The following is a 12,595-nucleotide window of genomic DNA, read 5'->3' on the forward strand; positions in this document are numbered from 1 at the left end:
GCGGCACCGCGCCGACGCGCCCGGCACCGGGGCGCCCGAAGCCGCGGCGCTCGGGCCCGGTCGCGCCCGACGACGACCCCGACTTCCTCTGGCGGCTCGAGAGGGAGCGGCGCCGACGCGCCCACGGGACGCAGGAGCCGGGCGACGGCGACGGGCCCGCGCCCGACCCGGAGGACCGCAGCACCGACTGAGCCTCGGCGCGTCGACGCAGTGGTCGACGCAGTCGGTCGACGCGGTCAGGACGACGCGCTGAGCAGAACCGCCGCGACGCCGATCGCCGCGAGGCCCGCCGCGAGCCAGGCGGCCTCCGGGAGGTACTCGCGTGGGGCGGTGACCAGCGGCCCCGGGCTGTCCACGTCGCGGATCCGGGCGATGCGTCGGCGGTGCGCCCGCAGCGCCAGGACGAGGCACGGCCCGCAGAGCACGAGCAGCACCCCGGCGACCACCTGGGACCAGGCACCGTCGCCGAGCCCGACGACCACCGCCACGACCCCGGTCAGGGCGAAGAGGCCACCGGCCATGGCCGTGGCGAAGCCACGTCCCCACATGCTCTGCTCGCGGAGCTCGCCCCAGGTGACCGAGGCGTCGGCCGGGCCGCGGCGAGACGGCGCCGTGTCGTTCACTCGCCCGACGGCAGGCCGCCGTAGTCGTGCAGCCCTTGGAAGAAGAGGTTCACGCCCGTGAAGTTGAAGATCACGGTGGCGTAGCCGACGAGCACGAACCACGCCGCGCGCCGCCCGGACCAGCCCCGGGTCGTGCGGGCGTGCAGGTAGGCCGCGTAGACGACCCACACGACGAAGCTCCAGACCTCCTTGGGGTCCCAGCCCCAGTAGCGGCCCCACGTGTGCTCGGCCCAGACGGCGCCGGCCATGACGGTGAAGGTCCACAGGACGAAGCCCACGGCCGTGATCCGGAAGGACAGCGCCTCGAGGTCGCGCACCGGCGGGAGCGCGTCGAGCAGGGCCCAGCGCCGGGACGCGAGGCGCGGCGAGCCGGAGTCGCGCGCGTCCTTGAGCAGCTGCAGCGCGCTCGAGGCGAAGGAGACCGTGAGCAGCCCCGTCGCGATCGTCGCGATCGACACGTGGATCACGAGCCAGTAGCTCTGCAGCGCGGGCTCGACGGGGCTGGCCGGCGTGTAGAACACGGCGAGGCCGATGCCCAGCGCGACGACGGCGAGCCCGATGACGATCGTGCCGAGGAAGCGCAGGTCGCGCCGGCGGCACAGCACGAGGAACGTCACGACGGCGACGAGCGTCCCGACCAGCGTGAACTCGTACATGTTGGCCCACGGCACGCGGCCCGCGGCGACGCCGCGCAGCACCGTGCCGGCCCCGTGCAGGAGCACGCCGAGGATCGTCGTCGACATCGCGATGCCGGCGGCGCGGCGTCGGCGCGGGGCCGCGTCCGCGGGCATCCCGTCCGCGGGTTCCGGCTCGAGGGCGGGCGCCGAGGCCCCTGCCGCGCCGACGAGCGTCCGCTCGCCCACGCGCGCCCGCGTGTCCGCGAGGCGCGCCAGGTCGATCGAGAACGCCACGAGCGCGACCGCGTAGGCCGTCGTCGCGCCCCACACCAGCAGCGTGCTCAGCTCACCGAGACTCATCGTCCTGCCTCTCCGACGGCGCGTCGCGCACCGTGTCCATGACCCGCGCGAGCTCGTCCGCGAGGCCGACGTCGTCCCCCCGGGCCAGTGCGGCACCAGCGACCACTGTACGGCCGGCGCCGCCCGCCTCCTCGCCGGCGGTCACCCGCAGCCACAGCCGGCGGCGCGGGGTGAAGAGCGAGACCGAGAGCCCGACGAGCGCCACGACGGAGAACGCCAGGAGCCAGGGCAGCGACGGGTCGTGCCGCAGGTCGAGCGCCACGAACCGGGGCAGCCCCTGCCAGGTCAGCGTCCCGAGGCCGTCCGGCAGCTCGACCGTCTGGCCCGGCTCGACGAACAGCGTCACGGGGGTGCCGTCCGCCTCCGTCGCCTGCGTCATCGCGCTGGAGTCCAGCTCGTAGACGTTCTGCGGGATGCCCTCGTCCAGGCCGAGGTCGCCGGACCACACGCTGAGCACCAGCAGCGGCGCGTCGGGCTCCGGGCGCACCGAGGCGGCGGCGATCGGGCTCACCACGGCCGTCGGCAGCAGGACGCCGACGAGACCGATCTGGTCACCCGTCGAGACGTCCGGGACCTTGACCACCCCGTTGGACGTGTAGACGGCGTCCTGCGGCAGGAACGGCACGGTGCCCGCGAAGGCGACCTCCCCCGCGGCGTCGTGGACCACGAGGTCGGGCGCGTAGCCGTTGCCCTGCAGGTAGACCTTCGCGCCGCCCGCCGTGAGGGGGTGGTTGACGCGGATGGTCGCCTCGCGCGGCTGCTCGCCGGGCTCGGTCAGCGTGACGTCCGCCCGGAAGTCCTCGGCGCGGGCGTCGGCCGTGAAGCGCGAGGTGAAGGCGTCGAGGGTCAGGGTGAAGGGCACGAGGGAGCCCGGGTCGACGGCGGACCCGGCGCGGAACGTGTCGTAGTCAGTCATCGCGTTGGCGAAGCCCTCGCCCTCGATGACGATGGCCTGCCCGCGGTAGCTGAGCATCTGGCCGGTCGCGACCGAGACGAGGATGCCGAGGAGCGCGAGGTGGAACGCGATGTTGCCGCTCTCGCGCAGGTAGCCGCGCTCCGCCGAGACCTCCACGACGCCCGGTCCGGGGCGGGTGACGTCGACCCGGAACCGCGGGAGCCGGCGGAACCGGCCGACGAGGACGCGGCGCGCGGCCGCGGCGACGTCGTCCGGGGACGCGGCGACGGTGGCCTCGTCGCGGACGGCGAAGCGCTCGAACCGGCGCGGCGCGCGGGGCGGCCGGGCCCGCACGGCCCGCAGGTGGGTGCGCAGGCGCGGCAGGATGCAGCCCACGAGCGAGACGAACAGCAGCAGGTAGACGGCCGAGAACCAGACCGACGCGTAGACGTCGAAGAAGCCCAGGCGGTCCAGCCAGGGCCCGAGCGTCGGGTTGTCCTGCAGGTACCGCGCGACGGCGCCCGGGTCCTGCGGGTACTGCGGCAGCACCGAGCCCGGCACGGCCACGACGGCCAGCAGCATGAGGAGCATGAGCGCGACGCGCATGCTCGTGAGCTGGCGCCAGGTCCAGCGCAGGGTCCCGGCCAGGCCGAGGCGCGGCAGGACGGCGGGGTCGCCGGGACGGGCCGCGGGCGTCGCCTCGGGGCCGTCGTCGGTCTCCAGCCCCTCGGGCCGGTAGGGCGCGCGCGGGCTCACAGGACCGTCTCGTACCCGGCCACGAGGCCCTGGAGCGACGCGGTCCACGTACCCCACAGCCCGGTCACGAGCGCCAGACCGACGGCGACGAGCACGCCGCCACCGATGCGCATCACCGCGACGCGGTGCCGGCGCAGGAAGCCGAGCGCCCGCTGCGACCGCTCGAGGCCCAGCGCGACCAGCAGGAAGGGGAGCCCCAGGCCGAGGCAGTAGGCGACCGACAGCACGGCGCCACGCCCCGCCGAGGCGCCGTCGAGCGCGAGCGTGTAGACCGCGACGAGCGTCGGCCCGATGCACGGCGCCCAGCCGAGCCCGAAGACGACGCCGAGGAGCGGTGCGCCCCACAGCCCCGCCCGCGGCGCGACGTGCAGGCGGCGCTCGCGCTGACCGAACGGCAGCCAGCCGAGGAACGCGAGGCCCATGAGGACGACGACGACGCCCAGCACCCGCGTGACGGGGTCGCTCCACTGCGCCAGCACCGCACCGAGGGAACCGGCGAGCACGCCGAAGAGGACGAAGACCAGCGTGAACCCGGCGACGAAGAGGCCCACGCCCACCAGGAGCCGGCCGCGGCGCACGTCGGTGAGCGTGGCGCCCGCGGGGTCCCCGGGCGACCGGCCGGCGCGGCTCGCCCCGGCCATGCCCGTCACGTAGCCCAGGTACCCGGGCACGAGCGGGAGCACGCACGGCGACGCGAACGACACCAGCCCCGCGAGGAGCGCGAGCGGGATCGCCAGCAGCATGGAGCCGCCGAGGACCGTCCCCGTGACGTCGCCCATGCTCAGGCGGGCTCGGCGAGCAGGTCGTCGATGACGGCACGCAGCGTCGAGCCGTCGGCCTTGCCGAGGATGCGCGCGGCCACGTCGCCCTCGCGGTCCAGGATCACCGTGGTGGGCACGGCGCGCAGCGGCACGACCCCCGAGAGGCTCGCGACGGCGTGGCTCTGCGCGTCGTCGAGGGAGGGGTACGGCACCGCGAACGTGCGCTCGAAGGCCTGGGCGGCGCCGGCGTCGTCGGTCGTGTTGATGCCGAGCAGGCGCACCCCCTGGTCGGCGTAGTCCTCGGCGATCGCCACCAGGTCCGGCGCCTCGGCGCGGCACGGCGGGCACTCCGCGTACCAGGTGTTGAGCACGACGACGTCGCCGCGCCACTGCGCGATGTCGATCGCGGCGCCGCTGTAGTCGGTGCCGGCGACCTCCACCGGGCCCTCGCGGTCGTCGGCGGGCCACGTGGTGACGGACTCGTCGCCCGAGACGTAGCCGGCCTCGCCGCCGTCCTCGGTCCAGCCGCCGTCCACGCTCGGGCCGCACCCGGCCAGCAGCAGGGCGACGCCGACGAGGCCGGCGGCGCGCGCGGAGCTCCGCATCACGCCCCCGGGACCGTCTTCACGCGCGGCAGGAGGTCGCCCGCGGGCTCGGCGTACGTGATCCCGGTGAGCCGGTCCCCGTCGTAGTGCAGCGAGGTCAGGGAGGCGACGGAGCACTCCCGCTTGCGCGGGTCGTGCCACAGGCGCCGCCCCTGGAGCGCCTGGCGCGTGACCCAGATCGGCAGCTGGTGGCTCACGACCACGGCCTCGTGCCCGGCGGCGGCGTCCCGCGCGGCGGCGACGCCGGCGAGCATGCGCGCGACCTGCTCGCGGTACGGCTCGCCCCACGAGGGCCGGAACGGGTTCCAGAGGTAGGGCCAGTGCGCGGGGCGCCGCAGCGACCCGTCCCCCACGCCGAAGGTCTTGCCCTCGAAGTGGTTCTTCGCCTCGAGCAGCCGCTCGTCGCTCGCGACGTCGAGGCCGAAGGCGGCGGCGATGGGGGCGGCGGTCTCCTGCGCGCGCTGCAGCGGCGAGGCCACGACGTGCACGACGTCGTGCCGCGGCTCGCCCAGCGGTCCCTCCCCCGCGAGGTGGGCGGCGATGCGCTCGGCCATGGCCACGCCCCGCTCGGACAGGCGGAACCCGGTCAGCCGGCCGTAGAGGACGCCGTCAGGGTTGTGCACCTCGCCGTGGCGCATGAGGTGGACGGTGGTCGTCGGCATGCGTCGATTCTCGCCCATCCGCGGGGGTGCCCGGTGCGACCCCCGCCCGGTGGCGCGCTCAGGCGTCGTCGGGGCCCGCGGCCAGGCGCTCCATCGCGGCACCCAGCGCCACCATCTGCTCGTCGCTGAGCAGCTCGACGAGGTTGGCGCGCACGGCGCGCACGTGCCCGGGCGCCGCCTCGACGAGGAGCGCGTAGCCGTCGTCGGTCATGACGCAGTTGACGCCCCGGCCGTCGACGAGGCAGTTCTCGCGGCGCACCACGCCGCGCCGCTCGAGCCGCGTGACGGTGTGGGTGAGGCGGCTGCGGGAGTGGACGAGCGAGGAGGCGAGCTCCGACATCCGCAGGGTGCGGTCCGGGACCTCGGAGAGCCGGACGAGGATCTCGTACTCGCTCAGCGACAGGCCGCAGTCCTGGTCGAGCTGGCGCGTGAGCGCCTCGGCGACCCGGGCGGTCCCGGACAGGTACGCGCGCCAGGCGCGCTGCTGCTCGGCGGTGAGCCAAGGTGTCGTGTCGGCGCCCGGCGCCGCGGTGCGCGCTGCGGCGGCTCCGGTCGGGGCCGTGGCCCGGGTCCGCGTCTCAGCCGTCATGATCTTCCCCCTCCGTCCCGATCAGGGTGCCACGACGGCCGCGCGGACGGCGGTCGAACGGTTGTGCCCCCGTCCCGGGTGTAGTAGAAATATCAACGAGAGGTTGATTGTTCAACCAATCGACCGACCGCCACAGACCACCACCGAGGAGCACCCATGAGCACGACCACCCTGCCGACCGGCGTCACCACCGGCACCTGGAGCATCGAGCCGTCGCACAGCTCGGCGTCCTTCACGGTCCGCCACGCGGGCATCTCCAAGACCCGCGGCACCGTCGCGATCACCGACGGCACCGTGACCATCGGCGAGGACCTCGCGTCCTCGAGCGTCACCGCCACGCTCGACCCGGCGACGATCGACACCCGCGACACGAACCGTGACGGCCACCTCAAGAGCGCCGACTTCTTCGAGGTCGAGACGTACCCGACGTGGACCTTCGCCTCGACGTCGATCCGCGCCGAGGACGACGACGAGTACGTGCTGGTCGGCGACCTCACGATCCACGGCGTCACGCGCGAGGTCGAGCTCGAGGTCGAGTTCAACGGCGCGGCCACCGACCCCTTCGGCGCCTCCCGCCTCGGCTTCTCCGCGAAGACCGAGCTGTCGCGCAAGGACTTCGGGCTGACGTGGAACGCGGCGCTCGAGACCGGCGGCGTGCTCGTCTCGGACAAGGTCAAGGTCGCGCTCGAGATCGAGGCCGTCAAGGCCTGACCGGGCCCTCGGCTCGACGCCGCGCCCCCGCCGGTCCGCCGGCGGGGCACGGCCGCGTCCGGCCCCGCGCCGTCGGGCCTCAGGCGCGCGCGGCGCCCTTGCGGCGCTCGTGGAACGCGAGGATCTGCAGCTCCGTGGCGAGGTCGACCGAGCGCACGTCGACGTCGGCCGGGACCTGGAGCACGCACGGCGCGAAGGTGAGGATGCCGGTCACGCCCGCGGCGACGAGGCGGTCGCAGACGTCCTGCGCGACCCCTGCCGGCGTCGCCAGGACCGCGAGGCGCGCGCCCTCGCGCCGCACGACGTCCTCGAGGTCGCGCCCGTGCTCGACCACCAGCCCGGACACGGTCGTCCCGACGATGTCCGGACCCGTGTCCACGAGCGCCGCGACCCGGAAGCCCTTGCCGGTGCCCGCCACGTAGTTGGCGAGCGCGTGCCCGAGGTTGCCCAGGCCGACGATGACGACGGCGAGGTCCCCCATGAGCCCGAGGGCGGCGGCCACCTGCGCCTCGAGGTGGTCCACCTCGTACCCGACGCCCCGCACCCCGTGCGAGCCGAGGAAGGACAGGTCCCGCCGCAGCTGCGCGGACCCCACGCCCGCGAGCTCGGCGAGCTCGCCCGACGACGTCCGCTCCACCCCCCGCTCGGCGAGCTGCTCGAGCGCGCGCAGGTAGATGGGCAGGCGCGCGACGGTCGAGGCCGGCACCGGGCGTGCCGTCATGCGCGACCCGCCGCGAGCGCGCGCCGCACGCGTCCGGCGTCGATCCGCCAGTAGCCCTGCTGCACGCCGTCGACGACCACCACGGGCACGAGCTCCCCGTAGCGCTCCACCAGCTCCGCGGCGTCCGGCGCCGTGTCGATGTCGATCTCGCTCACCCCGGCGCCCGCCTCGGCGGCCACGGGGGCGACGACGTCGCGCGCGACCTCGCACAGGTGGCAGCCGGAACGGACGTAGAGGACCACCCGTTCGCCCACCCGGTCGCTCATGCGCCCAACCCTAGGGGAGTCGTTACAGTGACCGGGTGGCCGAGCCGAGACCGGGACGATCCGAGCTCCCGGGCTCCGACGCGGAGTCCGGTCGGGCCGCCGTGGCGGCCCACCACCGCAGCCTCGACGAGGCCGACGCCAGGACCGCCGCGTTCTTCGACCTCGACAACACGATCATCCGCGGCGCGAGCGCCTTCCACCTCGCCGTCGGGCTCCGGCGGCGCGGGTTCTTCGGCACCAAGGACCTCGTGACGTTCGCGCTGCACCAGGCGCACTACCTGATGTTCGGCGAGGACGTCGAGAAGATCGACCAGGTCCGCTCGCGCGCGCTGTCGATCGTGGCCGGCAAGTCCGTGGCCGAGATCGCGGCGATCGGCGAGGAGGTGTGGGACGAGGTCCTCTCGCTGCGCATCTTCCCCGGCACCCAGGCGCTCCTCAACCGCCACCTCGAGGCCGGCCACCAGGTGTGGATCATCACCGCGAGCCCGGTCGAGATCGGCGAGCTGATCGGCCGCCGGCTCGGCGTCACCGGCGCGCTGGGCACCGTCGCCGAGCACCGCGACGGCTTCTACACCGGCCGCCTCGTCGGCGACCTGCTCCACGGCCGCGCGAAGGAGAGCGCCGTCGCCGAGCTGGCCCGGCGCGAGGACATCGACCTGGCGCGCTCGTACGCCTACGGCGACTCGACCAACGACGTGCCGATCCTGTCCTCGGTCGGCCACCCCGTCGCGATCAACCCGGACGCCCGCCTGCGCCGCCACGCGCGCAAGGTCGGCTGGCCCGTGCGCGAGTTCCGCGGCCGCCGGCGTACCGCCGCGCGCCGCAGCATGTACACCGCCAGCGGGGCGGGCGCCGCGTGGGTCGCCGGTCTGATCCTGCGCGCGGTCCGCCGCCAGCTGCGCGGCTGACCGGTCCCGCGCGGCTCCGGGGCCCGACGGCGCCTGCCACGGCGACGCACCCTGCGGACGCGACGAGGGCCCGGCCGGAGCCGGGCCCTCGTCGAGGTCCTTCGCGTCAGCGCCCTCGCGGGCGCGCGCTCACTTCTTGTTGCGGCGCTGGTGGCGCGTCTTGCGCAGCAGTTTGCGGTGCTTCTTCTTGGCCATGCGCTTGCGGCGCTTCTTGATGACGGAGCCCACGTGTCCTCGCAACTGTGATCGGTGTGCCGGCGGTCCTGGTGATGTCAGCGGCCTCTCGGCCACCGACCAGCCCGCGCTCGGGAAAGTCCGCCGTCACTCTACCGTGCCCGGGCAGGTGCCCGCGCCGGAAGAGGTCCCGGCAGGGTCAGGACGACATGCGGTCGCGGTCGGACGACTCGACCGACGACGCCGCGAGGTACGCCTCGAGCGCGTCCTGCGGTACCCGGTAGGAGCGTCCGACCCGCACGGCCGGCAGCTCCCCGGAGTGGACCAGGCGGTAGACGGTCATCTTCGACAGCCGCATGGTCTCGGCCACCTCCGCGACGGTGAAGTACCGCAGGCGTGGCCGCTCCTGACCACCACTCATCCTGGCCTCGTCCCTCACGGAGCAGATCCGTCGCACGCGGCGGGCCGCGCGGACGGGATGCAGAGCTGGTGCGGCGATCGCCGCGTGCCCCAACCGTAGTGGCCTGTGGGGCTGGAGTGAAAGAGGAGCACGCCGCGCCTCACCCGGTCAGTCGTACAGCGGGTCCAGGTCGAACCAGGGGAAGACCGTCTGGCGCGTGGCCAGGATGATCCGGTCGACGTCGTCGGCCGGGTCGTAGCCCTCGCTCCAAGGCCGCGGCTGCGCGGTCTCGCCGTCCCCCATCGTCGCGGGCACGGGGAAGCCGACCACCCCGGCCGCGTACTCGCGCCACCGCTCCGGCACCGCGGCGTCGACCGGCACGGGCACGTGCGCCGCGAGGGCGAGCAGGTGCGTCCAGGCGCGCGGCACCACCTGGGCGACCGCGTACCCCCCGCCGCCGAGGGCGAGCCAGCGCCCGTCGGCGACCTCGTGCGTGAGGTCGTGCACGAGCTCGGCCGCGGCGCGCTGCGCGTCGACGGACACCGAGAGGTTGGTGAGCGGGTCCAGGCCGTGCGCGTCGCACCCGTGCTGGCTGACGACCACCTGGGGGCGGAACGCCCGCGCCAGCGGCGGCACGACCGAGCGGACCGCGCGCAGCCACGGCGCGTCCGACGTCCCGGCCGGGAGCGCGACGTTCACGGCACCGCCGCGCGCGTCGGGGCCGCCGACGTCGGTGGTGTGACCGCTCCCCGGGAACAGGGACAGCCCGCTCTCGTGCACGGAGACGGTCAGCACGCGGGGGTCGTCCCAGAAGGCCTTCTCGACGCCGTCGCCGTGGTGCGCGTCCAGGTCGACGTACAGGACGCGCTCCGCCCCGAGCGCGAGCAGGCGCCGCACGGCCGCGACGACGTCGTTGTAGACGCAGAACCCCGACGCGTGGTCCGCCATGGCGTGGTGCATCCCGCCCCCGACGTTCACCGCGTGCCCGCACGCGCCGTCCCAGATCGCCTCGGCGGCCCGCACGCTCCCGTCGACGATGCGTGCGGCGGCCTCGTGCATGCCCGGGAACACCGGGTCGTCGTCCGTCCCCAGGCCGTGCTCGAGGTCGGTCTCGCCCGTGGTCGACGCGCGCCGGACGGCCGCGACGTACGCGGCGTCGTGCGCCGTCAGCAGGACGTCGTCGTCGGCCGGCTCCGCGCCCACCAGCTCGACTCCCGGCGCGTCCAGCACGCCGAGCTCGCGCGCGAGGCGGAAGGTCAGGTCAAGGCGCAGCGGGTTCATCGGGTGCTGCTCGCCGAAGTCGTACCCGAGCATGGCGTCGGACCAGACGAAACGGGTGGGCGCCATGCCTCACCGTAGCCCGCGACGTGCCAGAGTTGGCCGTCGAGCAGCGGCCGCCAGGACCAGGAGGTGCGGGGATGGAGCTGCCCCGCAGGCTCTTCGCCGGCCGGGAGTTCGTGGACCGCGCCGCGCGCCAGTCCCCGGCACGGCTCGCGCTGGTCGTCTTCGCGGCGGTCATCGCGCTCTTCACCGTGCTGCTGCTGCTCCCGCAGGCGACGGCGAGCGGCGAGCGCGCGCCGTTCGTCGACGCGGTCTTCACCGCCGTCTCCGCCGTCTGCGTCACGGGTCTGACGACCGTCAGCACGGGCACCTACTGGTCGATGTTCGGTCAGGTGGTCATCCTCGTCGGGATCAAGGTCGGCGGGCTCGGCGTGATGACCCTCGCCTCGCTGCTCGGCATCGCCGTCTCCCGGCGCATCGGCCTCACCCAGAAGCTGCTCACCGCGAGCGAGACCCGCTCGTCGGGGCTGGGCGAGGTGGGCTCGCTCCTGCGCGTCGTCATCCTGACGTCGACGTCCCTCGAGGTGCTCATCGCGCTCGCGCTCATCCCGCGGTTCGCGGTGGTCGGCGAGGACCTCGGCGAGGCCGTGTGGCACGGCGTCTTCTACGCGATCTCGGCCTTCAACAACGCCGGCTTCGTCCCGACGGCCGAGGGCCTGGGGCCGTTCGTGTCCGACTGGTGGATCGGGATGCCGATCGTCGTCGGCGTCTTCATCGGGTCGCTCGGCTTCCCCGTCATCCTCAACGTGGTGCAGCGACGGCGCGACGTGCGGCGCTGGAGCCTGCACACCAAGCTCACGGTGACGACGTCGGGGGCGCTCGTCGTGCTCGGCACCGTCCTCATCGCCGCGTCCGAGTGGGGCAACCGGGCGACGTTCGGCACCCTGGACACGTCGGGCAAGGTGATCGCCGCGCTCTTCGCCGGCGTCATGCCGCGGTCCGGCGGGTTCTCGACCGTGGACGTCGGGGAGATGAAGGAGTCGACGTGGCTCATCAACGACGCGCTGATGTTCGTCGGCGGCGGTAGCGCCTCGACGGCGGGCGGCATCAAGGTGACGACGCTCGCCGTGATGCTCCTCGCCATCATCGCCGAGGCGCGCGGCGACCGGGACGTCGAGGCGTTCGGCCGTCGCATCCCGCGCGAGACGCTCCGGCTGGCGGTCGCCGTGGTCTTCGTGGGCGCGACGGCGGTGCTCGTCGCGACGCTCGCGCTGCTCGAGATCACCGACCTGAGCCTCGACGTCGTGCTGTTCGAGGTGATCTCGGCGTTCGCCACGGTGGGTCTGTCGACGGGCATCACCGCCGACCTGCCGGACCAGGGCAAGTACGTGCTCGCGGCGCTCATGTTCGTGGGCCGCACGGGCACCATCACGTTCGCAGCCGCGCTCGCGCTGCGCGACCGGCGCCGGGTCATCCGGTACCCCGAGGAGAGGCCGATCATTGGCTGACAACCCGTTCCGCCGCAGCGCCGAAGGGCCCCACGGCCTGGAGGCCCCCGCCCCCGAGCGCACCACGCGCGTGCCCGGCCGCCGCGGGGCCGAGAAGGAGGAGGTCCGCGACGGCGGCGTGCTCGTCGTCGGCCTGGGCCGCTTCGGCTCCTCGATCGCGCTGACCCTGGACCGGCTGGGTCACGACGTCCTCGCCGTCGAGCGGGAGTCCTCGCTCGTCCAGCACTACACGGGCCGGTTCCCGCTCGTCGAGGCCGACGCGACCAACCCCGAGGCGCTCGTCCAGCTGGGCGCCAAGGACTTCCCGGTCGCGGTCGTCGGCGTCGGCACGTCGCTGGAGGCGAGCGTGCTCATCACGGCCAACCTGGTCGACCTGGACACGCCGCAGATCTGGGCCAAGGCCATCTCGGTGGAGCACTCGCGCATCCTGCAGCGGATCGGGGCGCACCACGTGGTGCTGCCCGAGGCCGACGCCGGCAACCGCGTGGCCCACCTGGTCTCGGGCAAGCTGCTCGACTACATCGAGGTCGAGGACGGCTTCACGATCGTCAAGATGCGGCCGCCGCGCGAGACGCAGGGCTTCACGATCGCGCAGTCGCAGATCCGCAAGCGGTACGGCGTCACGGTCATCGGTGTGAAGCCGCCGGGCGAGGAGTTCGTCTACGCGACGGACGAGACGCGGATCTCGGCCAACGACCTGCTCATCGTCTCCGGCCACGCCGACCTGCTGGAGCGCTTCGCGGCGCGTCCCTGACCCG

At 74.3% G+C, this 12,595-nt stretch carries 16 protein-coding genes and 1 pseudogene; 5 read left to right on the top strand and 12 right to left on the bottom strand.

From position 1 onward, the window contains the following. A pseudogene (locus IDM29_RS01765) lies at positions 1–191 on the top strand (hypothetical protein); the annotation flags it as partial. Between the two features lie 45 nt (positions 192–236). Here IDM29_RS01765 and IDM29_RS01770 read toward each other — a convergent pair. Genes IDM29_RS01770 through IDM29_RS01800 form a run of 7 tightly spaced genes read right to left on the bottom strand, consistent with a single transcriptional unit; the run spans position 237 to position 5,868 of the window. Then, positions 237–623: a hypothetical protein gene (locus IDM29_RS01770; protein WP_182112119.1), complete on the bottom strand. Its 387-nt coding sequence runs from the start codon at positions 621–623 to the stop codon at positions 237–239. Further along, positions 620–1,600: a c-type cytochrome biogenesis protein CcsB gene (gene ccsB, locus IDM29_RS01775; protein WP_182112120.1), complete on the bottom strand. Its 981-nt coding sequence runs from the start codon at positions 1,598–1,600 to the stop codon at positions 620–622. The genes IDM29_RS01770 and ccsB overlap by 4 nt, the downstream gene beginning before the upstream one ends. Then, entirely contained in the window at positions 1,587–3,251 is a 1,665-nt protein-coding gene (locus tag IDM29_RS01780) for a cytochrome c biogenesis protein ResB (protein WP_309232659.1), read from the bottom strand. The genes ccsB and IDM29_RS01780 overlap by 14 nt, the downstream gene beginning before the upstream one ends. After that, positions 3,248–4,030, bottom strand: coding sequence for a cytochrome c biogenesis CcdA family protein (locus IDM29_RS01785; protein ID WP_182112121.1), 783 nt, complete (start codon positions 4,028–4,030; stop codon positions 3,248–3,250). The genes IDM29_RS01780 and IDM29_RS01785 overlap by 4 nt, the downstream gene beginning before the upstream one ends. 2 nt (positions 4,031–4,032) lie before the next feature. Continuing rightward, positions 4,033–4,617 (bottom strand): TlpA disulfide reductase family protein, encoded by a 585-nt coding sequence (locus IDM29_RS01790; protein WP_188037138.1) that lies wholly within the window; start codon positions 4,615–4,617, stop codon positions 4,033–4,035. Continuing rightward, on the bottom strand, positions 4,617–5,279 hold the full coding sequence (locus IDM29_RS01795) for a histidine phosphatase family protein (protein ID WP_188037131.1): 663 nt from the start codon (positions 5,277–5,279) through the stop codon (positions 4,617–4,619). The genes IDM29_RS01790 and IDM29_RS01795 overlap by 1 nt, the downstream gene beginning before the upstream one ends. A 58-nt stretch (positions 5,280–5,337) precedes the next feature. Beyond that, positions 5,338–5,868 (bottom strand): MarR family winged helix-turn-helix transcriptional regulator, encoded by a 531-nt coding sequence (locus tag IDM29_RS01800; protein ID WP_182112123.1) that lies wholly within the window; start codon positions 5,866–5,868, stop codon positions 5,338–5,340. Between the two features lie 156 nt (positions 5,869–6,024). Between IDM29_RS01800 and IDM29_RS01805 the strand changes: the two genes are divergently transcribed. Next, on the top strand, positions 6,025–6,579 hold the full coding sequence (locus IDM29_RS01805; RefSeq protein WP_182112124.1) for a YceI family protein: 555 nt from the start codon (positions 6,025–6,027) through the stop codon (positions 6,577–6,579). Positions 6,580–6,658: 79 nt separating this feature from the next. Here IDM29_RS01805 and IDM29_RS01810 read toward each other — a convergent pair whose 3' ends face one another. Together IDM29_RS01810 and IDM29_RS01815 are read right to left on the bottom strand one after the other, a co-directional pair. Next, positions 6,659–7,300 carry a redox-sensing transcriptional repressor Rex gene (locus tag IDM29_RS01810; RefSeq protein ID WP_182112125.1) on the bottom strand — a complete coding sequence of 214 codons (642 nt, stop codon included), beginning with the start codon at positions 7,298–7,300 and terminating at the stop codon, positions 6,659–6,661. Continuing rightward, positions 7,297–7,566: a glutaredoxin family protein gene (locus tag IDM29_RS01815; RefSeq protein WP_188037132.1), complete on the bottom strand. Its 270-nt coding sequence runs from the start codon at positions 7,564–7,566 to the stop codon at positions 7,297–7,299. Before IDM29_RS01815 ends, IDM29_RS01810 begins: the two co-directional genes overlap by 4 nt. A 35-nt stretch (positions 7,567–7,601) precedes the next feature. Between IDM29_RS01815 and IDM29_RS01820 the strand changes: the two genes are divergently transcribed. After that, positions 7,602–8,474: an HAD-IB family hydrolase gene (locus tag IDM29_RS01820; protein WP_309232660.1), complete on the top strand. Its 873-nt coding sequence runs from the start codon at positions 7,602–7,604 to the stop codon at positions 8,472–8,474. Between the two features lie 129 nt (positions 8,475–8,603). On the opposite strand, the gene IDM29_RS01825 is transcribed toward IDM29_RS01820, so the two are convergent. The 3 genes from IDM29_RS01825 to IDM29_RS01835 all read right to left on the bottom strand — a co-directional run bounded on the left by IDM29_RS01825 (position 8,604) and on the right by IDM29_RS01835 (position 10,395). Further along, positions 8,604–8,702, bottom strand: coding sequence for a 30S ribosomal protein bS22 (locus IDM29_RS01825; protein ID WP_003792170.1), 99 nt, complete (start codon positions 8,700–8,702; stop codon positions 8,604–8,606). Positions 8,703–8,847: 145 nt separating this feature from the next. Further along, positions 8,848–9,069 carry a helix-turn-helix domain-containing protein gene (locus IDM29_RS01830; protein ID WP_182112127.1) on the bottom strand — a complete coding sequence of 74 codons (222 nt, stop codon included), beginning with the start codon at positions 9,067–9,069 and terminating at the stop codon, positions 8,848–8,850. A 147-nt stretch (positions 9,070–9,216) separates the two neighbouring features. Further along, a complete protein-coding gene (locus IDM29_RS01835; RefSeq protein WP_182112128.1) occupies positions 9,217–10,395 on the bottom strand; it encodes an acetoin utilization protein AcuC in 1,179 nt (392 codons plus the stop codon). Between the two features lie 71 nt (positions 10,396–10,466). Between IDM29_RS01835 and IDM29_RS01840 the strand changes: the two genes are divergently transcribed. Both IDM29_RS01840 and IDM29_RS01845 read left to right on the top strand, forming a co-directional pair. Further along, entirely contained in the window at positions 10,467–11,837 is a 1,371-nt protein-coding gene (locus tag IDM29_RS01840) for a TrkH family potassium uptake protein (RefSeq protein WP_182112129.1), read from the top strand. A gap of 70 nt (positions 11,838–11,907) precedes the next feature. After that, the gene (locus IDM29_RS01845; RefSeq protein ID WP_182114298.1) at positions 11,908–12,591 is read left to right on the top strand and encodes a TrkA family potassium uptake protein; all 684 of its coding nucleotides are present in this window, start codon (positions 11,908–11,910) and stop codon (positions 12,589–12,591) included. Positions 12,592–12,595: the final 4 nt, after the last annotated feature.

The organism is Actinotalea sp. JY-7885, assembly GCF_014525465.1.
In the GTDB taxonomy this organism is placed as follows: domain Bacteria; phylum Actinomycetota; class Actinomycetes; order Actinomycetales; family Cellulomonadaceae; genus Actinotalea.

Excerpts from the sequence above, each read along its gene's own strand:
- IDM29_RS01810 (WP_182112125.1), bottom strand. The coding sequence starts at position 7,300 with ATGACGGCACGCCCGGTGCCGGCCTCGACCGTCGCGCGCCTGCCCATC.
- IDM29_RS01800 (WP_182112123.1), bottom strand. The coding sequence starts at position 5,868 with ATGACGGCTGAGACGCGGACCCGGGCCACGGCCCCGACCGGAGCCGCC.
- IDM29_RS01785 (WP_182112121.1), bottom strand. The coding sequence starts at position 4,030 with ATGGGCGACGTCACGGGGACGGTCCTCGGCGGCTCCATGCTGCTGGCG.
- IDM29_RS01805 (WP_182112124.1), top strand. The coding sequence starts at position 6,025 with ATGAGCACGACCACCCTGCCGACCGGCGTCACCACCGGCACCTGGAGC.
- IDM29_RS01835 (WP_182112128.1), bottom strand. The coding sequence starts at position 10,395 with ATGGCGCCCACCCGTTTCGTCTGGTCCGACGCCATGCTCGGGTACGAC.
- IDM29_RS01790 (WP_188037138.1), bottom strand. The coding sequence starts at position 4,617 with ATGCGGAGCTCCGCGCGCGCCGCCGGCCTCGTCGGCGTCGCCCTGCTG.
- IDM29_RS01795 (WP_188037131.1), bottom strand. The coding sequence starts at position 5,279 with ATGCCGACGACCACCGTCCACCTCATGCGCCACGGCGAGGTGCACAAC.
- IDM29_RS01815 (WP_188037132.1), bottom strand. The coding sequence starts at position 7,566 with ATGAGCGACCGGGTGGGCGAACGGGTGGTCCTCTACGTCCGTTCCGGC.
- ccsB (WP_182112120.1), bottom strand. The coding sequence starts at position 1,600 with ATGAGTCTCGGTGAGCTGAGCACGCTGCTGGTGTGGGGCGCGACGACG.
- IDM29_RS01830 (WP_182112127.1), bottom strand. The coding sequence starts at position 9,069 with ATGAGTGGTGGTCAGGAGCGGCCACGCCTGCGGTACTTCACCGTCGCG.
- IDM29_RS01840 (WP_182112129.1), top strand. The coding sequence starts at position 10,467 with ATGGAGCTGCCCCGCAGGCTCTTCGCCGGCCGGGAGTTCGTGGACCGC.